20 protein-coding genes are annotated in these 21,586 nt (G+C 62.2%); 10 read left to right on the top strand and 10 right to left on the bottom strand.

Annotated features, from left to right (window positions below; translation table 11 throughout):
• Positions 1 to 882 carry a patatin-like phospholipase family protein gene (locus tag AC2444_RS02575; RefSeq protein WP_003556842.1) on the top strand — a complete coding sequence of 294 codons (882 nt, stop codon included), beginning with the start codon at positions 1 to 3 and terminating at the stop codon, positions 880 to 882.
• A gap of 12 nt (positions 883 to 894) precedes the next feature.
• Here AC2444_RS02575 and AC2444_RS02580 read toward each other — a convergent pair whose 3' ends face one another.
• The 4 genes from AC2444_RS02580 to AC2444_RS02595 form a co-directional block, all read right to left on the bottom strand.
• Complete coding sequence (locus tag AC2444_RS02580) at positions 895 to 1,347, bottom strand: copper uptake system-associated protein (RefSeq protein WP_012756214.1); 453 nt, start codon at positions 1,345 to 1,347, stop codon at positions 895 to 897.
• A 13-nt stretch (positions 1,348 to 1,360) separates the two neighbouring features.
• On the bottom strand, positions 1,361 to 2,734 hold the full coding sequence (locus AC2444_RS02585) for a PepSY-associated TM helix domain-containing protein (RefSeq protein WP_012756215.1): 1,374 nt from the start codon (positions 2,732 to 2,734) through the stop codon (positions 1,361 to 1,363).
• A gap of 89 nt (positions 2,735 to 2,823) precedes the next feature.
• Positions 2,824 to 3,231: a hypothetical protein gene (locus AC2444_RS02590; RefSeq protein ID WP_012756216.1), complete on the bottom strand. Its 408-nt coding sequence runs from the start codon at positions 3,229 to 3,231 to the stop codon at positions 2,824 to 2,826.
• 91 nt (positions 3,232 to 3,322) lie between these two features.
• Positions 3,323 to 5,137, bottom strand: coding sequence for a monovalent cation:proton antiporter-2 (CPA2) family protein (locus tag AC2444_RS02595; RefSeq protein ID WP_012756217.1), 1,815 nt, complete (start codon positions 5,135 to 5,137; stop codon positions 3,323 to 3,325).
• 119 nt (positions 5,138 to 5,256) lie between these two features.
• Between AC2444_RS02595 and AC2444_RS02600 the strand changes: the two genes are divergently transcribed.
• The 6 genes from AC2444_RS02600 (at position 5,257) to lpxK (ending at position 11,354) form a co-directional block, all read left to right on the top strand.
• Positions 5,257 to 6,603 carry a TldD/PmbA family protein gene (locus tag AC2444_RS02600; RefSeq protein ID WP_012756218.1) on the top strand — a complete coding sequence of 449 codons (1,347 nt, stop codon included), beginning with the start codon at positions 5,257 to 5,259 and terminating at the stop codon, positions 6,601 to 6,603.
• Between the two features lie 182 nt (positions 6,604 to 6,785).
• Complete coding sequence (locus AC2444_RS02605; RefSeq protein ID WP_012756219.1) at positions 6,786 to 7,595, top strand: 3'(2'),5'-bisphosphate nucleotidase CysQ; 810 nt, start codon at positions 6,786 to 6,788, stop codon at positions 7,593 to 7,595.
• Positions 7,596 to 7,656: 61 nt separating this feature from the next.
• Positions 7,657 to 7,902 (top strand): DUF4170 domain-containing protein, encoded by a 246-nt coding sequence (locus tag AC2444_RS02610; protein ID WP_003545820.1) that lies wholly within the window; start codon positions 7,657 to 7,659, stop codon positions 7,900 to 7,902.
• 173 nt (positions 7,903 to 8,075) lie between these two features.
• On the top strand, positions 8,076 to 9,395 hold the full coding sequence (waaA, locus tag AC2444_RS02615; RefSeq protein ID WP_012756220.1) for a lipid IV(A) 3-deoxy-D-manno-octulosonic acid transferase: 1,320 nt from the start codon (positions 8,076 to 8,078) through the stop codon (positions 9,393 to 9,395).
• 9 nt (positions 9,396 to 9,404) lie between these two features.
• A complete protein-coding gene (locus AC2444_RS02620) occupies positions 9,405 to 10,127 on the top strand; it encodes an HAD family hydrolase (RefSeq protein WP_012756221.1) in 723 nt (240 codons plus the stop codon).
• A 183-nt stretch (positions 10,128 to 10,310) separates the two neighbouring features.
• On the top strand, positions 10,311 to 11,354 hold the full coding sequence (gene lpxK / locus AC2444_RS02625) for a tetraacyldisaccharide 4'-kinase (RefSeq protein ID WP_012756222.1): 1,044 nt from the start codon (positions 10,311 to 10,313) through the stop codon (positions 11,352 to 11,354).
• 211 nt (positions 11,355 to 11,565) lie between these two features.
• On the opposite strand, the gene AC2444_RS02630 is transcribed toward lpxK, so the two are convergent.
• Positions 11,566 to 12,315: a LysR family transcriptional regulator gene (locus tag AC2444_RS02630; RefSeq protein WP_164902781.1), complete on the bottom strand. Its 750-nt coding sequence runs from the start codon at positions 12,313 to 12,315 to the stop codon at positions 11,566 to 11,568.
• Between the two features lie 194 nt (positions 12,316 to 12,509).
• Here AC2444_RS02630 and AC2444_RS02635 point away from each other — a divergent pair, with 194 nt between their 5' ends.
• Positions 12,510 to 13,364, top strand: coding sequence for a D-amino-acid transaminase (locus AC2444_RS02635; RefSeq protein WP_012756224.1), 855 nt, complete (start codon positions 12,510 to 12,512; stop codon positions 13,362 to 13,364).
• A gap of 211 nt (positions 13,365 to 13,575) precedes the next feature.
• Here the strand turns inward: AC2444_RS02635 and AC2444_RS02640 are convergent, their stop codons facing one another.
• Both AC2444_RS02640 and mutL read right to left on the bottom strand, forming a co-directional pair.
• Positions 13,576 to 13,806: a DUF2093 domain-containing protein gene (locus AC2444_RS02640; RefSeq protein ID WP_003545832.1), complete on the bottom strand. Its 231-nt coding sequence runs from the start codon at positions 13,804 to 13,806 to the stop codon at positions 13,576 to 13,578.
• Positions 13,807 to 13,924: 118 nt separating this feature from the next.
• On the bottom strand, positions 13,925 to 15,727 hold the full coding sequence (mutL, locus tag AC2444_RS02645) for a DNA mismatch repair endonuclease MutL (RefSeq protein WP_012756225.1): 1,803 nt from the start codon (positions 15,725 to 15,727) through the stop codon (positions 13,925 to 13,927).
• A gap of 183 nt (positions 15,728 to 15,910) precedes the next feature.
• Here mutL and AC2444_RS02650 point away from each other — a divergent pair, with 183 nt between their 5' ends.
• The gene (locus AC2444_RS02650; protein ID WP_012756226.1) at positions 15,911 to 17,632 is read left to right on the top strand and encodes a response regulator; all 1,722 of its coding nucleotides are present in this window, start codon (positions 15,911 to 15,913) and stop codon (positions 17,630 to 17,632) included.
• 153 nt (positions 17,633 to 17,785) lie between these two features.
• Positions 17,786 to 19,150 (top strand): putative bifunctional diguanylate cyclase/phosphodiesterase, encoded by a 1,365-nt coding sequence (locus tag AC2444_RS02655; RefSeq protein ID WP_012756227.1) that lies wholly within the window; start codon positions 17,786 to 17,788, stop codon positions 19,148 to 19,150.
• Positions 19,151 to 19,221: 71 nt separating this feature from the next.
• Here AC2444_RS02655 and AC2444_RS02660 read toward each other — a convergent pair whose 3' ends face one another.
• The 3 genes from AC2444_RS02660 to AC2444_RS02670 all read right to left on the bottom strand — a co-directional run bounded on the left by AC2444_RS02660 (position 19,222) and on the right by AC2444_RS02670 (position 21,586).
• A complete protein-coding gene (locus AC2444_RS02660; protein ID WP_012756228.1) occupies positions 19,222 to 19,827 on the bottom strand; it encodes a PRC-barrel domain-containing protein in 606 nt (201 codons plus the stop codon).
• Positions 19,828 to 20,060: 233 nt separating this feature from the next.
• Positions 20,061 to 20,948, bottom strand: coding sequence for an SMP-30/gluconolactonase/LRE family protein (locus tag AC2444_RS02665; RefSeq protein ID WP_012756229.1), 888 nt, complete (start codon positions 20,946 to 20,948; stop codon positions 20,061 to 20,063).
• Entirely contained in the window at positions 20,945 to 21,586 is a 642-nt protein-coding gene (locus AC2444_RS02670; RefSeq protein WP_012756230.1) for a 2-dehydro-3-deoxy-6-phosphogalactonate aldolase, read from the bottom strand. The genes AC2444_RS02665 and AC2444_RS02670 overlap by 4 nt, the downstream gene beginning before the upstream one ends.

Consider the following 21,586-nt stretch of genomic DNA (forward strand, 5'->3'; position numbering starts at 1 on the left):
GTGCAGCAGGCAGAGATCATCAGCCCGAAATTGCCTGCGATCAGCGATGTGCCGACGGTCGCCGTCGCTTTTGGCGGCGGCGGTGCGCGCGGACTTGCCCATATCCATGTCATCGAGACGCTCGATGAACTCGGCATCCGCCCGGTGGCGGTATCAGGCTCGTCGATCGGCGCGATCATGGCGGCCGGCATGGCGGCCGGCATGTCCGGCGCCGAAATCCGCGAACATGCGCTGACGACCGTCGGCAACAAGACGGCCGTCGTCGCCCGCATCTGGGGCCTGAGGCCGGCGACGGTGCGCGATGCGGTGGCCAAGGGTATCCGCATCGGCCAGTTCAATCTGGAGCGGATCCTGAAAGCCTTCCTGCCGTCCGAGCTGCCGGCCCGCTTCGAGGATCTGCTGGTCCCGATGAAGGTGATCACCACGGATTATTACGGGCAGTGCGAAGTCATCATCGAACAGGGTGAGCTGTTCCCGGCGCTCGCGGCCTCTTCCGCCATCCCCGCCGTCTTCATGCCGGTGCGCCTGCGCGACCGCGTGATGATCGACGGCGGCATCAGCAATCCGGTGCCCTATGAATGCCTGATGGATCTTGCCGACATCGTCGTCGGCATCGATGTCGTCGGCGCGCCGGAAGGTGACGGCACGCATATTCCGAACCGCATGGAGAGCATCTTCGGTTCCGGTCAGCTGATGATGCAGACGGCGATCTCGCTGAAGCTGAAGCTTCGCCCGCCGCATATCTTCCTGCGCCCGACCGTCGGCCGCACCGGCGTCATGGATTTCCTCAAGGCCCGTGAAGTCCTTGCCATGTCCGTCGGCGTCAAGGACGACCTGAAATTCGCCCTTGACCGGGAAATCGAGGCTCGGCTGAAGCGCTAGCTTTTCTTTGCTTCACTGGGCATGGCCCTCATGGCCGGCATGACCCGCGCCGTTTGAAGCCTCATTCATCATCATCGTGCCCTCGAAGCTTGAGAACAGCGCAAGCGCGGAAGAATCGAGGCCGGCCTCGGCATTCTTCAGTTTCGCAGCCAGCCCGGCGGCGTCAACTGCGGAGAGCCCGATCGTCTCCAGCGTCGCGGTATCCTTCAGGCTGTCGCCGCTGCAGAGATAGATGCTCCAGCCGTGATGCGTCTTTTTCATCAGGGCCCGTCCGCCGCGTCCGTCCTGCCGCCAGCCGACGATCGCCCAATCGCCCTGAACGACGACCGGCGCGATATCGAGCGGCTTGTCTGGCCGTTCGAACATCACCTTCAGCCTCGCCGGGATCGCCTGTTGCGGATCATCGTCCGCAGATGCCATGGATGCAAGCAGCACGCCGGCAACAATAGCGATGATCTTCTTCATCTGATGGCCTTCCTCAAGCGAGAACACGTTTCAGCAACGGTACGAACCGCACGACGATCTGGTCGAAGGCGATCATGGCGACAATCGCGAGCCCGCTCATCGGGAAGGTGACGGCGAAGATCCCGACGATCACCCACAGGCCGTAATAGATCGAAGGCTTCGGCGGCATGGGTGGCACGCCGAGGCGGCCGATCGGGCGCCGTTTCCACCACATGACGATAGCGGTCACGCAACTGAGCACAATTGCGAGGCATGTTGCGAGCATCAGCAACTGGTTGAAACGCCCCCATTCCTGTCCTTGGTGGACATTGATGCCCCATTCGATCGCTTTGCCGAGGAACGGATATTGATCGAAGCCGATATCGATCAGTGGTTTGCCGGAATACTGGTCGATATGGAGCGTGCGTTCGTCGGCAAGATCGTCGGGAAAGAGCGAGGCGGTATAGACGCCCGTCTCGTCGGAGGGGATCGCTAGGTCGAAGCCCGGCGCCATGCCCAGCCGTTTGGCGGTCTCCACGGCTTTTTCGAGGCCGATTGGCCTGGCTGATTGCGCTGCGGCGATATCGGAAAGCGGAACGGGCGCCTTCTCGACGATCCAGCCGCTGTTCGGAAGGATATCCTCGGTGACTTTCCGCGACTTCGGCACGTCGCCCCAGAGCTGGACCGGATAGCCGAGGCCATGTTCGGTCAGCCAGGCATTGGCGTTCGCCCCCCAATAGCCCGACCATGGCATGCCTGACATCGCAAGGAAGAAGATCAGGATGCCGGCGAAGGCACCGGTCACCGCATGCAGGTCGCGCCAGAAAACGCGGCGGCCGGGCGTTCCCCGCACGCTGATAACGCCGCCCGTCTGGCGTCGCGGCCACCAGAGATAGATGCCGGTGACGACGAGCACCATGGCAAAGCCGCCGGCAATTTCGATCAGCCGGTTCGTTATGGTGCCGAAATAGGCGAGGCTGTGGATGCGCTTGACGACATAATTGAACTCGTCGGTCGATCCGACCACATCGAGCACCTTGCCGTCATAGGGGTTGACAAAGACCAGCATCGAGCCGGCATCGCTGGAGAGGGTGACGATGGCCGATCGCTCGGGCAGGACCGGGTCTTTGTAGGATGTCGCGGTTGAGCCCGGCACGGCGGAGGCGGCTATCTCTGCGATCCGCTCCGGCGACAGCGCTTCGCCAGCCGGCTGGACACTGTAGCGGTAGCCGAAGAAGGTGCTGTTGATCTCGTCCTTGAAGAGATAGAGCGATCCGGTAACGGCCAGATTGAGCAGGAAGGGTATGACGAGAAGCCCGGCGAAGAAATGCCAGCGCCAGATGGCACGGTAGAGCGAAACGCCGTCTGCGGCATGCTCCGCCGGTTCGGCAGCAGTAATGGTCGACATGAGAATGGATCCGTATCCACGGCCGACGGCACGCATGCAGGTCGACCGGCGTTTAAAGGCGCGCTACGGCGCCTGCCGCAACGCGAAGTTCAGGCAGGGATCGGATCGGAAGGAGGCGCCCGAGGGCCGGTATTGGGCGGGAAAAGCTGGCGATGGAAGGCCTCGGCCCGAATCGGCAGTTCAACCGTAGCCGCAAAGTGTATGGCGGAACCGGCGATGTCCGTCGGCGCCGGCAGGAGGATGGAAGCGCTGATCCGGCAGGCTTCGCAACCATGCGAATGCGCCTTGTCGTGCTGCTCCTGACCGGATGTGTCTGTCGTGGTGACGCAAAGCGTCGGCAGCGTCCCGTCCGGAAGCACATATTGCGCGAGTTCAGCCGGATCGAATTCGCCGGCTGCTGCGAGGGGAACCTGATGGGCGAAGCCGACGAACACCAGTGCGACCGCGCACAGGATGCGCAGCGCCCATTGTTCGATCTGTCTCGTCCGTCTGATCAAGATTCCCTCTTGGATCGCTCCGATCGGACGTTTGATAAACGCCGCCCCCTCGATATTCAATGCGTCAATTTCGCAAGCCGGTCAGGGGCGATCAGGCATCCGCCGTCGCATCGGCGGTTCCGGCCAGCGGATCGTGCTCGAAGGGATCGGCGGCGCGTTTCGGCTTGACCAGCGGTTCGGGGCGGACAGGGTGGGAAAACAGCATGTCGCGCCCGGCCTGCAGTCCTTCGGACACCTGCAGCACCAGGCGTGCCTCGTCGCGCTTGCGGATATCCTCGCCGATTTCGTAGGCGTCGACCTCGGAAACGCCGAGCGCCTCCAATGTTCGCCGTCCGAAGAGTAGGCCCGATTCCAGCGTTTCGCGCAGCTCGTAGTCGATACCCTTGTTGCGCAGTTCGATCGAATGGATGCGGTCGTAGGAGCGCACGTAGAGCCGGGTGTGCGGATAGTCGGCCTGCACCAGCTCCACCACCTTGTCGGTGATTTCCTTCTTCTGCGTGCAGACCAGCACGATCTTCGCCCGGTCGATGCCGGCCGAGCGCAGCACGTCCTTGCGGGCGCCGTCGCCGAAATAGATGCGGAAGCCGAAGGAGGAGGCCTGGCGGATGCGGTCGGCGGAAAAATCGATGACGGTGACGCTACGCCCGCCGGCAAGCAGGATCTGGGCGGCGATCTGGCCGAAACGCGAGAAGCCGACCATCAGCACGTCGGCGCCCGCGCCCTCGAAATCCTCGTCCAGTTCCTCCTGTTCGTCGCCGTTGAGCAGCCGCTTCGAAAGGGCCGAGCCGATCGGCGTCAGCGCCATGGACAGCGTGACGATCGCGACCAGCAGCGAGGCTGTGCTCGTCGACATCAGCCCGGCCGCACCCGCCGTGGTAAACAGCACGAAGCCGAATTCGCCGCCCTGCGGCAGCAGGAAAGCGATGCGGATCGCATCGTCGTGCGAAGAGCCGGAGATCCGGCAGATCCCGTAGATGACGATCGCCTTGACGGCCATGACGATCGGCACGGCGACGATGACGAAAAGCGCGTTGTCGGCGAGAACGTCGAGCTCCAGCGACAGGCCGACGGCGATAAAGAAGATAGCGAGCAGCACGCCGCGGAACGGCTCGATATCTGCCTCCAACTCGTGCCGGTAGGAGGATTCGGCCAGCATCACGCCGGATAGGAAGGCGCCCATCGCCATCGAAAGCCCGGCCAGCTGCATCAAGCTCGCCGATCCCATGACGACGAAGAGGGCAGCCGCGATCATTGCTTCGCGCGCGCCGGTCCGGGCGATGATCTGGAAGAGCGGCGTCAGCAGGTAACGTCCCATGACGATCATCGCCGCAACCGCGCCGACGGCGATAGCGAAATCGAACAGTGGCGCGTTGCTGCCCTTATCGCCGCCGTCGAGGATGGTGATCAGCGCCAGCAGCGGCACGATCGCCAGGTCCTGGAACAGCAGCATCGAAAAGGAGCGTTGCCCGTATCTGGTATTGACGTCGCCGTCGCCCTCGAGGATCTGCATGGCGAAGGCGGTTGAAGACAGCGCCAGGCCAAATCCGGCAACGATGCTGCCGCGCCAGTCGAGAACCTGGGAAAACCAGGCAAGCGCGGTCAGCGCTAGCCCCGTCAGCACCACCTGCGCCGCGCCGAGGCCGAAGATGTCGCGCCGCATCTGCCAGAGGCGGGTGGGTTTCAACTCCAGTCCGATGATGAAGAGCAGGAAGACGACGCCGAGTTCGGCGACGGCGAGGATCTGTTCGCCATCGGTGATGCCGTGGAAGACCGGGCCGATGACGATGCCGGCGGCGAGATAGCCGAGCACCGTGCCGAGCCCGAGTTTCTTGAAGATCGGCGCGGCGACCACCGCCCCGCCAAGCAGCAGGATCGTTTCGGAAAAAAAGGCATTGGACGCTGACATGCTGGCAATTTCTCTCGACGGCGGGGAGCAAGCAGGCAGCCCCGATAAAGAATCGGTGACGGCGGCCTTGATGCTTGGGAGAGTGCACAATAAATGGAAGCCGAAGGAAAGGCCAAATCATGTCCTCTGAAATTGATTCCTCGACACTTCTTTCCCGCGCAAGTCAATTGATCGATCTGGCAAGGAAGGCAGGGGCCGATGCCGCCGACGCCGTCGTCGTCCGGTCGCGCTCGCAATCGGTGAGCGTCCGCCTCGGCAAGGTCGAGGGCACGGAATCCTCCGAAAGCGACGATTTCTCGCTGCGTGTCTTCATCGGCAAGCGTGTCGCCAGCGTCTCGGCCAATCCGGGCTTCGATCTTCAGGCGCTGGCCGAACGCGCCGTCGCCATGGCCAAGGTTTCTCCGGAAGACCCCTTCGCCTGCCTGGCGGATGAGGCGAGTCTTTCGAGATCCTATCCCGACCTGCAATTGCTCGATACCACCGAGGTCTCCTCCGAGATGCTGCGCGAGGCGGGTCTTGCCGCTGAAGCAGCAGCCCTTGCGGTCAAGGGGGTTACCAATTCCTCCGGCGCCGGCGCGTCGGCCGGCATGGGCGGCCTCGTTCTTGCCACCTCGCACGGTTTCGAAGGCAGTTACATGGCCTCGCGTTTCGGCCATTCCGTCAGCGTCATCGCAGGTGAAGGCACCGGCATGGAGCGCGACTATGATTATGACAGCCGTCTCTATTATGCCGAGCTCGACGATCCCGCTGAAATCGGCCGTCGCGCCGGCGAACGGGTGATCAAACGGATCAATCCGCGCCAGGTGCCGACCGGCAAGGACATCACCGTCATCTTCGATCCGCGTGTCGCCCGCGGCTTCGTCGGCCATATCGCCGGTGCGATCAATGGTGCCGCCGTCGCCCGCAAGTCCAGCTTCCTGCGCGACAAGATGGGTCAGCAGATCCTGAAGTCAGGCCTGTCGATCACCGACGATCCGCTGATCGTGCGCGGCCCTTCCTCGCGGCCCTTCGACGGCGAGGGAGTGTCCGGCGAGCGGCTGGTGATGATCGAGGATGGTGTTTTGAAGCACTGGTTCCTCTCGACCTCGACCGCGCGCGAGCTCGACCTCGAAACCAACGGCCGCGGCGTGCGCGGCGGCACCGCCGTCTCGCCTTCTTCCACCAATCTTGCGCTGGAACCCGGCGACATCTCGCCGGAGGATCTGATCCGCAGCGTTGGCAACGGTTTTTATGTGACCGAATTGATCGGCCACGGCGTCAACATGATCACCGGCGAATACAGCCGCGGCGCCACCGGCTTCTGGATCGAGAACGGCGAACTCACCTTCCCGGTCTCCGAGGTGACGATCGCCTCGAACCTCAAGGAGATGTTCATGCGCCTGACGCTGGCAAACGACATCGATCGCAAATTCGGCGTCGCGGCTCCCACGTTTGCCATCGAAGGCATGACGCTCGCGGGGCGCTAGAGCATGTCTCGCAAAAGTGTGCAGCGGTTTTGCGATAAAGACATGCGGAAAAGCAAAGACCTAAAGCGTGGCAAGCGAATCTGAAAGATCGCGACGCGCTTTAGAGCATGATGCCGAAAAGTGTGAGCGGTTTTCGGGCGAAATCATGCTCTCACTATTGAATTGAGAAATGGATTGATCTGATGAGCGACATGGAGAAAGCCCGCTGGCAGAGCGATCTCACGCTGATCGCCGATGCTGCGAAAGAGGCGGGCGCCGTCGCTTTCGGCTTCTTCAACCAGTCGCCTGAGGTCTGGTGGAAGAACGAGGACCGTTCGCCCGTCAGCGCCGCCGATTTCGCCGCCAACAAGACGCTCGAGACCATCCTGCGCAAGGCCCGGCCGGATTATGGCTGGCTGTCGGAAGAAACCGACGACGATGCCGACCGCCTTTCACGCGAAACGCTGTTCATCATCGATCCGATCGACGGCACGCGCGCCTTCCTCGGCGGGCAGAAGGTCTGGTGCGTCAGCGTCGCGGTGGTTCATCGTGGCCGGCCGGTCGCTGGCGTGCTCTATGCCCCGGCGCTCGAGGAGTTCTATGAGGCGGTCGAGGGCGGCGTGGCGCTGAAGAACGGCGTCCCCTTCACCGTCTCGGCGGCCGGACCGGAAGAGATGAGCCGCCTTGCAATCGGCGAAGACCTGCTGAAGACCTTTCCGACGGAATTCCGCGATCGGGTGACGCGCGAGAAATACATTCCCTCGCTGGCCTATCGCATCGCCATGGTGGCGGACGGTCGTCTCGACGGCACCTTCGTCAAGGGCAATTCACATGATTGGGACCTTGCCGCTGCCGATCTGATCCTCGTCTGTGCCGGCGGCGGCCTCGTCGACATCGAAGGCCGGCCGATTGTCTACAATCGCGCCGAAGTCACCCACAATGTCCTCTGCGCGGCCCCAACGCCCCGCATCAGTGAGTTCCTCGCGGCCTTTGCGGGGCGACGAGACAGTTGACGTTTCCGTCAAAATCCCGCAGATGGGTGGCGGAGGAGAATAGGCAGAAAGAGAAGAAAAAATGACTGACTCCGGTGACAAGAAGCAGCTTCTGCATCTCGTTTTTGGCGGCGAACTGGAAAGCCTCGATGACGTCCAGTTCCGTGATCTGCAGGGTCTCGATATCGTCGGCATTTTCCCGGATTATGCCACGGCGCTGACGGCCTGGAAGTCGAAGGCGCAGCAGACGGTCGACAATGCGCATATGCGCTACTTCATCGTCCACATGCATCGTTTGCTCGATCCGCAGGAAAAGCCCAAGGGCTGAGCTTAGCAAGTTCCGCCGGCCGGCCGCTCGTCGAGCGGAGCTTTGGTGCACCGGGCGCGCCCGTCGATCCGGATTGTTGGACGCATTCTGAACAAATTAATCGGCCATTGCGGCCGCAACGATAATTAGGGAATGGGTTTGATGTCGATCGGTTTTGATCGGAGGCTGGCGCGATGAGTTCCCGGATGGCGCGGTTCGGTCTGAACGCATACCGTCTGGCGGGAACCGTGGCCTCTCCAGTCGTCGGCCTCTATATCACCTACCGCACGGCCAAGGGCAAGGAAGACCGGGCCCGCCGCCTGGAGCGCTTCGGCTATCCGAGCGCCAACCGGCCGCAGGGCCCGCTCATCTGGTTTCACGCCGCAAGCGTCGGTGAAACCAACGCCGTCATCCCGCTGATCCGCGAAATCCGCCGCCGCGACATCCATGTCATCCTGACGACCGGCACCATCACCTCGGCCAAGCTCGCCGCCGAGCGCCTCGGCCTGGAAGCGATCCATCAATATGTGCCGCTCGACCTGAAGCCCTCCGTCAGCCGCTTCCTCGATTATTGGCAGCCCGATTGCGCCATCATCGCCGAATCCGAGATCTGGCCGGCAACGGTGCTGGAACTCGGCCGCCGCCGCATTCCGCAGATCCTGATCAATGCCCGCATGTCGGACCGCTCCTTTGCCCGCTGGCGCCGCCGCCCGGCGATCGCCGAAGCCTTGTTCGAGAATCTTGCCCTCGTCATCGCCCAGTCGGATGTCGATGCCGAACGTTTCCGCGATCTCGGCGCTGTGCCCGTCATCACCTCGGGCAATCTGAAGGTCGATACCGACGCACCGCCCTATGACAGCGCTGTCTTCGCCCGCTACAAGAAGCAGATCGGCGAGCGCAAGACCTGGGCGGCGATCTCGACCTTCGACGGAGAGGAGAACGCTGCCGCCATCGTTCACCGGGCGCTCAGGGAGCGCGACCGCCAGTTGACGATTATTGTGCCGCGCCATCCCGAGCGCAGCGACGAGATCGAGGCGGCCCTCGTCAAGCAGGGGCTGAAGGTCGCCCGCCGCACCCGCGACGATGTCTTGTCCGCCGATGTCGATATTTTCCTCGGCGATACGATCGGCGAAATGGGTCTTTATCTCCGTCTGACGGAAATCGCCTTCGTCGGCCGCTCGCTCTTTGCCGAAGGCGGCCAGAACCCGCTGGAGCCAGCCATGCTCGGCTGCGCCATTCTCTCCGGCGGCCATGTGCAGAATTTCCGCGATGCCTATCAGAAGCTTGCCCGCAGCGGCAGCGCCCGCATGGTGCGCGATACTGAAATGCTGGCCAAGGGTGTGCATTATCTGCTGATCAACGACGACGCCCGCCGCAACATGATCGAGGCCGGCATCACCGCCGTGCACGAGATGCGCGGCGCGCTGACGGCAACGGTAAAGGGGCTGGAACCCTATATCAATCCGCTGACGGTGAAGGCGCGGCTGCTGCCCAAGGCCGTGGCCCAGGTCTGAGGAGCGAAGATGTCGGCAGTGGCCTCTATCAAAGGCATTCTCTTCGACAAGGACGGCACGCTGCTCGACTATGACGAGAGCTGGCTGCCGGTCAACCGCGAGCTTGCCCGCATCGCCGCCAGAGGGGATGAGCTTCTCGCCAACCGGCTGCTGTCGGCCTGCGGCATGGATCCGGTGACCGGCCATATCGTTCCCGACAGCCTGCTTGCCGCCGGCAATACCCGTCAGATCGCCTCAGGCCTTGTTGCCGCGGGTTCGATGGTGGATGTCGACGAACTGACGGTCCGCCTCGACGACCTGTTTTCCAGTGCCGCCGAATTTTCCGTGCCGGTGACCGACCTCGCCGGCTTCTTCGAGCGGCTGCATCGGCGCGGCTTCAAGCTCGGTGTCGCCTCCAGCGACAATGAGCGGTCGATCCGCCAGACGGCGGAACGTTTCGGTTTTGCCCGCTATATCGATTACATCGCCGGCTACGACAGCGGTTTCGGCGTCAAGCCGGAGCCCGGCATGGTGCTCGGCTTCTGCGCTGCGACCGGTCTTTTGCCTGAAGAGGTCGCCATGGTCGGCGATAACAATCACGATCTGCACATGGGTCTGAATGCCGGCACGGGTCTCAGGATCGCGGTGCTGACCGGCACCGGTTCGCGGGAGACGCTTGCCGCCGCGGCCGATCATGTGCTCGACGATATCACCGCCATCGAGACGCTGCTGCCCGACTTGCAGCCGGCCTGACCGGTAAGGGCTTGCATTTTTTCAGGTTTTGGCTTCTCAATCCGACCGGTCGAAAAGCAGGGGACTGGCTGTCGCTAAAGCAATTCCAGCAAAAGTGCACGGCGGTTTTGCCGGGAAAAGCGCGCAGCGACTTTCCCAAGGGATTGCGTGAGAACAAGCCGGACAGGGGAGCGGGACGGCAAGATGATATCCGAAGCGCCACCGTTCTGGTGGAGGAAAGCCGATTGGCGGGCCTGGCTGCTGCTGCCGCTTTCTTTTCTCTATGGCCGTATCGCCAGCCACCGCATGGCCCATGCGCGCCGCGCTTCCGTTCCCATCCCGGTCATCTGCGTCGGCAATTTCACCGTCGGCGGCGCCGGCAAGACGCCGACGGCGCTGACGATCGCTCGCGCCGCCAAGGCGAAGGGGCTGAAGCCCGGCTTTCTCAGCAGGGGTTACGGCGGCTCGCTCGATGTGACCACCGTGGTCGATCCCGATCATCACCGGGCGATTGCCGTCGGCGACGAGCCGTTGTTGCTTGCCCAGGAAGCGCTGACGGTGATTTCGCGCCGGCGCGTCGAAGGAGCTGCACGGCTGGTGGCGGAGGGCGCCGATCTCATCATCATGGATGACGGTTTCCAGAGTGCCCGGCTGGCGATCGACTATGCCCTGCTCGTCATCGACGCGACGCGCGGCCTCGGCAACGGCCATATCGTGCCGGGTGGCCCGGTCCGCGCGCCGATCCGCCAGCAGCTGCGGTCCGCGACCGCTCTGCTGAAGGTTGGCGGCGGCAATGCCGCCGACAGGATCGTCCGCATGGCGGCGCGCGCGGCAAAGCCCTATTTCACCGCATCGCTGAAAGTCCGGGGCGACAACACGCTGGCCGGCACCAAGGTGCTCGCCTTTGCCGGCATCGCCGATCCCGCCAAATTCTTCCGCACGGTCGAATCCCGCGGCGCCGAGATCGTCGTCGCCAAGTCCTTCGGCGATCACGAGCACCTGACCGAGGAGGAGATCGACGACATCCTGACAACCGCCGAGCGTCAAGGTCTCTTGATCGTCACCACCTCCAAGGATTTCGTCCGCCTGTCCGGCCATCAGGGCAAGGCGGCACGGCTCGTCGAAAAGAGCCGGGTGATCGAGGTCGACATGGTCTTCGAGGATCACCTCGCCCCCAGCCTGATCATCGACCGGGCGATCGTCGCCTGCCGCGAGCGGCGGCTGCGGGAAATGAAGGCTGGGGCTTAGAGCTCCATAGCCGGTATGTCGGAATTCATCGGAACTTGCTGCTGTCGTCATCGCATCACGATATCAGCGCGTAATACGCATCGTCACAAACCCTGCAGATTTGACCAGAAGCGTTCGAGGGCGGCTGAGCCGCTGCCCTGCTTGCGGATAGCGAGGACGTTCAGGGTGACCTCAGCCTGTCGCGCGTCGACGATACAGAGTTCGTTCCGCTCTATCTCGCGGGTCGCAGAGCTTTCCGGCGGCAGCCGATGCCTTTCCCCGCGAGAATCATGCGCTTGACCGACTCCGACATCGAGTTTTCATAGGTTACTCGAAAGCTCCGCCCTGTCTTCTGCATGTCGAGCATGAGCTGAGTTTGCACTTTTCCGAGAAAGCAGTCGGATGAATAGGCGACGAGAGGCATATCTTCGTTTCCGGGCCAAGTTGCCAAGTCGATGACCGGGTTTCCTCGTTGATCTGCCTTGCTGACGAGGTGGAAAGGATCGATTCTGATAACCTTCGAGGAGAACTGCCCGGTCTGCAGGACCGGTGGCCCGAACTCGTGGGAATAGCAAAAGGCGATGTCGCAGCGGCCGAGCGCAAGCGATTCTACGCAGTCGTAGAAGTCCGTCGCATGCATCCGGGTTATGAAGGGACCGGTGCGTTGTTCGACGCTCGTAAGAAGATCGGGAAAGATACTAAGAGCGATGGTGTGCAGCGCGCTGAAGGTGAGCACCTCGATGCCGGCGCGTGCCTGTTGCCGGCATTCATCGCGGACGCGGTAGATTTCGCGCATCAACTCACGGCTCGACTCGAGAAACGTCTCCCCGGCGTTCGTTAGCCTGACCGGATAGGAGCTGCGATCGATCAGCGCGGCGCCGATCCAGTTTTCCAGCGCCCTTATTCTGCGGCTGAAGGCGGGCTGCGTCACATGTCGGGCCGCTGCGGCGGTAGAAAAGTTCCGCACGGCCGCGAGTTCCATGAAGTCTTCTAGCCAACCGAGTTCCATCACAAACCTTATGCAAATTTTGCATAAGTTATCGGAAAACGGCATTTGCCGCAACGGAGCCTGCCTGTCAGCCTCGCTCTCAAAGGACGAGAAACATTGTCCGCAAAATGCCTCTTAAGATGGCTCGTTGATGCAGCCGCCACCTGTATTTCTTTGGGATTGATCTCATGCGCCAAGTCTATGTTAATGGGGACTATCTGCCTGAAACCGAGGCCCGGATTTCTGTCTTTGATCGGGGCTTTCTGTTTGCCGACGGGGTCTATGAGGTAACGCTCGTACTCGACCGTAAGCTTGTTGATTTTGCGGGCCATATGCGCCGCCTGCGCCACTCGCTCGGCGAACTCGACATGGCTTTCGCACTGACCAACGAGAAACTGCTGGATATCCATCGGGAACTGATCCGGCGGAACGATATCGAGGAAGGGCTGGTCTATCTGCAAGTGACCCGGGGGGCCGCCGATCGCGACTTTCTCTTTCCCGCCGATGCGACGCCCAGAACGGTCGTGGTTTTCACGCAGAAAAAATCGCTCGTTGATAGCCCATTGGCGGAGCGCGGGCTCCATGTCATCACGGTGGAAGATTTGCGGTGGCGACGTTGCGATATCAAGACGGTGCAACTCCTCTACCCCTCCATGGCAAAGATGGAAGCCAAGTCGCGCGGCGCCGACGACGCGTGGATGGTCAGAGATGGCTTTGTGACCGAAGGCTCATCGAACAATGCCTATATGGTGACCCTGGAGGGCACGGTTGTGACAAGGGATCTCTCAACCGATATCCTGCGCGGGATCACGCGTGAGGCTGTTTTGCAATGCGCACAGGATCTTCAGCTGAGAATCGAGGAGCGTCCGTTTACCGTCGAGGAGGTCGAGAACGCCGCCGAGGCGTTTTCGACCTCCTCATCCGGCCTGGTCAGTCCAGTCGTCAGGATCAACGAGCGGGTGGTCGGAAAGGGAACGCCGGGACCAATGGCAGCCCGACTTCGGCAGCTCTACCTTGAGCGAAGCCGAGCCTCGGCTATCTAGGGTAGTTCCAGCAAAAGTCCGCAGCGGTTTGCGTCCATTCGGACCTCTCCTGGAAAACTGAGGTGGGAATTCCAGTCTTCTAAATAAGCTCCGATGGACAAGCTCACAGTTAGAGCATTTCCGTTTTTCTCCGAATCACGGAAATGCTCTATCTTTTTGTTTTCACGCAAATCCGGACGCAAAACCGCTGCGCACTTTTGCTGGAATTGCTCTAGCGCCGCTGGTTCGGCAGCACGCCGGCGCGTTTGTCGGCATCGATGGCCGAGATCACGTCGGCATAGGGCTCCTGCCGGGCGACGCTCCAGTAGCGCAATTCGTCGAGCGGGATCTGTTTCCCCGTCATCGCGCAGACGACATAGGAGCCGGGCGAGAGAATCTGGAAATCGCCATCGAGATACCGGATCTTCGCCTCGCGGTTTCCGTGCCCTTCGAACAAATTCATGCGCTCCGTTCCCTGCCGACTGTCATTAGAGCATGTCTCACAGAAGTGTGCCGCGGTTTTGCGATCACGACACGCTTTAGTTTGCCATACTCCCGCAAGGGCCGCTTTTCCAGCTTTTTTAGCTTCTGCCGAAAAGCCGCTCGATATCGCTGAGCTTCAATTCGATATAGGTCGGCCGGCCGTGATTGCACTGGCCGGAGCCGGGGGTCACTTCCATCTCCCGCAGCAGCGCGTTCATTTCCTCCGGCCGCAGCCGCCGTCCCGAGCGCACCGACCCGTGGCAGGCCATGGTCGCTGCCACATATTCGAGCTTGGCCGATAGGCCCGACGCCGTGTCCCATTCGGCGATCTCGTCGGCAAGCTGGCGGATCAGCCCATGCGCATCGACCTCGCCGAGCATCGCCGGCGTCTCGCGCACGGCGATCGCGCCTGGGCCGAAACGCTCGATCGCCAGGCCGAGTTCGGAAAGCTCGGCCGCATGCTGCATCAGCCGGTCGCAGTCCTCTTCCGGAATATCGACGATCTCGGGGATGAGCAGCACCTGCGAGGCCAGCCGCTTCGAATGCAGCGCCTTGCGCATCGCCTCGAAAACCAGCCGCTCATGCGCGGCATGCTGGTCGACGATGACGAGCCCATCCTCGGTCTGGGCGACGATGTAGTTTGCGTGGATCTGCGCCCGCGCCGCGCCGAGCGGATACCGCGTGTTTGGTTCGGCGACTGCCGGCTGCGGCGAAAACTGCGGCTCGGCCCGCGCCGTCGGCATCGAAAGTCCGTCGAAGGACGCCTGTGGCCGCTCGCCGAATCCCGTTGCCGGCTGATAGGGCTGGGAGGGCGAGGTTTCGGCCGACCATGCCGTTTGCGGCCGCTGGTTATTCGGCTGGAAACCGGGGCGGAAGGAGCGCAGCATGTCGCTCGCGCCGGTGGTTGCCGCCCGGCTGCCGTCGCGCGCCAGGGCCTCGCGGATGGCGCCGACGATCAGGCCGCGCACCAGGCTAGGATCGCGGAACCGCACGTCGGATTTTGCCGGATGCACGTTGACGTCGACCAGAGCGGGATCGAGCGTGATCGCCAGCACCGCCACCGGATAGCGTCCGGATGGGATCGTCTCGGCATAGGCGCCGCGGATCGCCGAGAGGATCAGCTTGTCCTGCACCGGCCGGCCGTTGACGAAAGCGTATTGGTGGGCGGAGTTGCCGCGATTGAAGGTCGGCACGCCGGCAAAGCCGGTAAGCGCGATCTCCTCGCGCACCGCGTCGAGCGCAATGGCGTTGTCGCGGAACTCCTTGCCGAGCACCTGCGCCATGCGCGCCAGATGGTCGTCGCCGGTCGCCGGAAATTCCAGTGTCGTGCGGTCCGAACCCGACAGCACGAAGCGTACCGCCGGAAAGGCGATCGCCATGCGCTTGACGATCTCGGTAATGGCGCCGGCCTCGGCTTTCTCCGTCTTCAGGAATTTGAGCCGGGCGGGTGTCGCGAAGAACAGGTCGCGCACTTCGACGATCGTCCCGGGATTGGCGGCAGCCGGGCGCATATGCGCGATCTTGCCGCCGGCAACGGCAATCTCGTGGCCGCCTGTGCTGTCGCGCCTGCGGCTTGCAATGCTGAGCCTTGCGACCGAGCCGATCGAGGGCAGCGCCTCGCCGCGGAAGCCGAGCGTGCGGATATCCTCAAGCGTCTCTGAGATCTTCGAGGTGCAGTGGCGCCTGACCGCCAGTTCCAGATCGGCCGCGTCCATGCCCGAGCCGTTGTCGCTGACGCGCAGCAGCGCCTTGCCGCCGCCTGATGTGGCGATCTCGATGCGCGTCGCACCCGCGTCGAGCGCGTTTTCGATCAGTTCCTTGGCAGCGCTCGCCGGCCGTTCGATGACTTCGCCGGCGGCGATCTGGTTGATGAGCGTTTCGGAAAGCTGTCTGATGGCCATGGGCTATTTTCGGGGATTCGCGGGCCGGAGGGAAGGGGTTTCGACAGGCTTTCCCGAAACGTGATCCGGAGCTCCCCCAAATTTGGGAATAGGTAATGTTAAGCCGGTTTTAACATAAAAATGGCATTTCTAATCACATACCTCCGGAAGCTGCGAAATCGAACAGATGTGGGACGCAACAGAATGAGTGCCGGCTTCGAAAAGGCGGACACATCATCAGAAATCGATGGAGCTCCCGCCGAGGCCGATCTGCAGACGGCGCTTTTCGATGTGGTGTGCGACAGCCTTTCCGCAGCTTTCATCATCTACGACAAGAATGATCATCTGGTCTTCGCAAGCCGCCAGATACTTGAATTCTTTCCGCTGCCGTCCGAAATGCTGAAGCCCGGCACGCGGCTTCGCGATTTCCTCGGCGCGATGTACGACACCGGCATTCGCCAGCAGTATGATGTCAGGCAGGGCGGCTCGCTGAGCCGCGAAGACTGGCTGTCACAGAAAATCGCCTCGCATTGGCGCGAGCGCTTCGATGCCGTCGAGCGCCACGGCGCCGACCGCTGGGTCCGCTTCGTCAAGCGCAGGCTGCCGGGCGGTTACGGCGTCAGCATCATCTCCGACATTTCCGAGAGCAAGAAGCGCGAAGAGCAATGGCGCTCCGATCTGGAGCGGGTGCAGCTCACCGAGGACATTCTCGACAATCTGCCGTTCCCGCTATTCGTCAAGGATCGCAACCTCACCTATGTCGCGGTGAACCTTGCCTTCTGCGAGAAATATCAGACGAGCGCCGACGAGGTGCTCGGGCGCAAGAGCGGTGATCTTTTTTCAGAAGAGATCGCCAAGCGCTTCGAAGAAAGCGACCGCCATGTGCTGGAGACCGGCGAGATGTCCGTCTCCCGCCAGCGGCAGATCTCCCGCGACGGCATCGAGCGCGACATCGTCAGCCGCAAGCACCGCATCGGCAAGCCCGGCCGCTATTTCCTGGTGTCGACCATGCAGGATCTGCCGCGCGACGGCGCCGATCTCGACGAATTCGGCCAAGCGTCCGCGATCACCGCCTCCAGCAATCAAAGCTATCGCCGGGCCTATGTGCCGGTGCCAAGCGGCATCGAACGGCGCGAGCCGGCGGCGATGGAAGCGATCGTTCCGGAGAATTTCTCCGGCCGCAAGGTCCTCGTCGTCACTGCCGACCTCGCCGCCGAGACCGCCGCGCTGCGGACGCTGACGAAATACGGCTTCGAATCCTGCTCGGTCCGCGGTGAGGACGAAGAGGAGCGGTTCCTGGAAATCGCCACCTCCTCCGGCATTTCGCTCGATCTCTTGATCATCGACAACCAGATGGGCATGCGTTGCCTCGAACTTGCCGAACAATACGGTATTCCGGCGCTCGTCATGGACGGTTTCCAGATCGCCAACGAGCTCACCTTCCAGATCGCCCGCCATTTCAATCGCAACAGCCGCAACGCCGCCGGTTCGGATGCGGATTGGGAAATCAGCACTTCCGACGACGCGATTGGCCTGCAAGTTCTCGTCGCCGAAGACAACGATATCAACCAGATCGTCTTTTCGCAGATCCTCGAAGGTCTCGGCTATCGCCATATGCTGGCGGCGACCGGCGACGAGGCCGTGCGCCTCTGGGCCGAGCACCGGCCGCAGATCGTGCTGATGGATATTTCCCTGCCGGGCTTTAACGGCTTCGAGGCCGCGCGCCTCATCCGGCAGATGGAGGAAACCGGCGGCAGCATCCGCACCCCGATCATCGGCGTGCTCACCCAGGCCTTCGAGCGCGACCGCGCCGAATGCGTCAAGTCAGGCATGGACGACGTCATCATGAAACCCGTCAGCCCCGACATGCTGGAGACCATATTTCAGAAATACCTAATGAATGAGGCCATGCGGGCGCAAAACTGAAGCATGTCGCGGAAAAGTGTGCAGGCGCCAAAATACCCGTCAACTCCCTAGATTTTGGGGAGGTTCAGGCGGCTATGCCGCTGATTTACTATCGAATTGTTAAGACCTGCCGGTCATTCTTCTGCATGGCTCCGGAGGAAAGCTCGGGTTTGGATGATGAAATCGGCGGACATAGCTTTCTTGACCGTCGGTCAGAATGAGCTTCAGGCGATGGCCTATACCGATCCGCTGACCGGATTGGGCAATCGCAATCGCATGCGGGACAAGGTCTTGCAGATCTCCGCTGAGCGCGCCAGCGATCCGGCCCCCTTCACCATCGGTATCGTCAACCTCGACAGTTTCAAGCCGATCAACGATCTATTCGGCTCGACAGCCGGCGATGAAATCCTCTGCCAGGTCGCCCATCGTCTCAGGGCCTGTATTCCGGATGGCGCGCTGGTTACCCGCCACGATGGCGACGAATTCGCCTTCGTGCTGCCGTTGATCTTCGAGCGGGCGAGTGCCGAGAAATTCGGCCAGATGATCCGCGAGGTGCTGTCGGCGCCGTATGACCTCGGGGACCGCAATGTCCGTCTCTCCGCCTCCCTCGGCTTTTCCATCTATCCCTTCGCCGGAGAGGATTGCGAGGAACTGCTGAAGAGCGCCGAAACCGCGCTCTACCGTTCCAAGCGCCGCGGCCGCGGCCAGATCACCGTCTATTCGCGCGAGATCGCCCAGGAGATGAAGCGCGCCACGCAGCTGGAGCAGGCGCTCAGAAACGCCATCATCTCGGATGCTATCGATGTGCATTTCCAGCCGATCGTCTCGCTGTCCAACAATCAGGTCGTCGGCTTCGAGGCGCTCGCCCGCTGGAACGATCCCGATCTCGGCTTCGTGTCGCCCGGCGTCTTCGTGCCGCTGGCCGAAGAGCGCGGCTTCATCGATGCGCTGTCGGAGGCGCTGCTGCGCAAAGCCGCCGAAGCCGCACTTTCCTGGCCGCGCGAACTCTTCCTGTCGTTCAATCTCTCCTCGGCCCAGCTGATGGATCCGGGTACGAGCAGCAGCGTCCTGTCGATCCTCGGCCGCGTCGGCTTCGATCCGCATCGCCTGGAGCTGGAAATCACCGAGACCGCGGTGATGAGTTCGGCCGATACCGCTCACCGCATCATCGCCGATCTGCGTGCCGCCGGTGTGCGCATCTCGCTCGACGATTTCGGCACCGGCCAGTCGAGCCTCGGGCGCCTGCGCGACTTCATCTTCGACAAGATCAAGATCGACCGCGCCTTCGTCTCACGCATCAATTCCGATCGCGCCTCCGAACATATCATCAAGGCGATCCTCACCATGTGCGAAGGCCTGGAGCTGGAGGTCGTGGCGGAAGGCATCGAGGATTATGCCGAGGCGGTGAAGTTGCGCACGCTTGGCTGCGGCATGGGCCAGGGTTATCATTTCGGCCGTCCGGCCGACGGTATCGCCACGTTGCGCTTCCTGCACGAGAATTATTACGATCCGACTATGGTGGAGCGTGTCAGCGCATAAAGCCATGGCGCAGCATAAAGCGATGGCGCCCCTAGGAGCGCCATCGCCTACGCTATACTACCGCGCACGGATTACTTAGGCGTGGTCGAGCCTGTCGCCGTGGTATCTGTACCGGTCGCAGCCGGAGCCTTTTCGGCCGACTGCATTGCCAGCGTCTTGAACTCAGGTGCGGCCTTCAGCGATTCAGCCGTTTCACTGGTCGTCAGCTTGACGCTGCCGTCCTGGGTGTTTTGGGCGACGGTAATCTTTTCCATTGGCACGGCGACGTTCTTCTCGCCGATGCCGAGGAAGCCGCCGACACCAACGATTGCAGCAACAAAGCCGCCGTCCTTCTTCAGGATAAGGTCGTTGACGCTGCCGATGCTTTCATTGTTGCCGTTATAGACCGACTGGCCGATATAGGTGTTGGCGCTGACCTGGTCGGGAGACTGCTCGGTCAGATAGCCGGCCTGTGCCGTGTCTGCTGTCGGTGCTGCGGCCGGAGCCTGTGCGGCATCGCCTGCGGGTTTGGTGACGTCGGGCGTCATCGGCTTCGGTGCTGCCGGATCGGCGGGAGCCGCCTGGGTCGGCGCGGCCGGATCCGCAGGCTGCGGTGCCGCCTGCGAGAATGCCGCCGGTGCGAAAGCCGTGGCAAACAGTGCGCCAGCGGCAACGGTCGTCAAGAGTTTGCGTGTCATTTCGAACCTACCTTCGTTTTTCCCTAGAGTGATCGCTGACCCGGCAACACCTGTTTCCCAGGTCTCTTTGCCGCGCCGGTTCGAAAGGAAAATGGCTGGTGGCGCGATTGGTTCCGGTTGAAAACACGGAAAATTTCTCGATTTTCACGGAACATTTATCGAAGAGCTGCGGCCAAAACGAGAAAAAGGCGCCCCGATGGGGAGCGCCTCTGATCGCCGCTGGCAAGCAAAAATCAGATTACATAGACGGGATCGAACACGCCTTTGACGTCGATGCCGAGTTCCAGCAGCGCGCCGGCGCTCGGCTGCGCCGACCGCGCATCCTCGTCGAGCCCTTCCCAGGCAGTCGTCACCGCCAGCCGGTCGGCATTGACGCCGATGAAGGCAGGGCAGGACGGCTGGACGGCAGGAACCATATAGCGCGAGATGCGCAGACCGTCCGGACTATAGCGGTCGACGACGCCGGCGCCCCAGCGCGCATTCCACAGATAGCCGTCGGCATCGACGACCGAGCCGTCGATGCTGCCGGGGTCGTCCATGCTGTCGACGAGCACGATCGGCTCGCCCGAGGGCAGGCCGGTCAACGGATCGACCATAACGCGCATCAGCCGGTTGATGCGGGAATCCGTATAATAGCCAACCGTGCCGTCAGGCGAGAAGCAGATCGAATTCGGGATGCTGATGCCGTTGAAGATCTTCGTCACCTTGCCGCTCGCGACATGATAGATGGCGCCGGCCTGGTTTTCCGCCCGCTTGCTCATCGTGCCGATCCAGAGCGCGCCGGACGGGTGGGTGCGGCCGTCGTTCGAACGGTTTTCCGGCCTGTCGTTTTCGAGGGCGGCGTAGAAGGTGAGGTTGCCGCTTGCCACATCGCGCACGAAAAGCCCTTCCTCCGTCGCGATCAGCTGCCGCCCGGCATCGATGCGGGCAAGCACGCTCGCCATCACAGGCAGCGGATGCACCTTTTTCGCGGCCGTCGAGAGATTGAGCTCGTGCAGTTCCTTGCCGAGGATGTTGAACCACCAAACGGTATTGCTGTCCGGATCATAGGTCGGACCTTCACCGAGAACGGAATTGGTATTGCAAAGTGTTTTGCCCTCGAACTCATAAATATCGGTCATACGTTCACGCTCCCAATGGCTGCATCATAGGCGTAAATGGTCGCCTTGGCGCGCTCGGCAACCTCTGATGCAGTCATTCCTGGCTTGTAGATGCTGGTGCCGAGACCGAAGGCGAAGATGCCGGCCTTGGTATAATCGCCGAAATTCTTGTCCGAGACACCGCCGACGGCGGCAATCGTCAGTTCCGGCGGTAGGATCGCCCGGATCGCCGTGATGCCGGAAGGGCCGAGCACGCTGGCCGGAAAGAATTTGAGACCGGTGGCCCCGGCGCGCGCTGCCGCCAACGCCTCGGTCGGTGTAAAGACGCCCGGCATCGTCACCATGCCGTAGTCGCGCGCCCGGATGATCACCTCGGGCTCGACATTTGGCGTGACCAGCAGCTTGCCGCCGGCCGCATGTAGGCTGTCGACCGCCTCGACGGTCAGCACCGTGCCGGCGCCGATCAGCACTTCGGCCGGCGCCATCTTCGCGGCGATCTCGATGGATTTGAACGGTTCCGGCGAGTTGAGCGGGATCTCGATCGCCGTCAGGCCATTGTCGATCAGAGCACCGACGACGCTTTCGGTCTCGTCGGGCCTGATGCCGCGAAGGATGGCGATCAGCGGGCGCTTCATGTCGGGGAAGGGGATACGGTTCAT

It is taken from the genome of Rhizobium sp. WSM1328 (assembly GCF_057653715.1).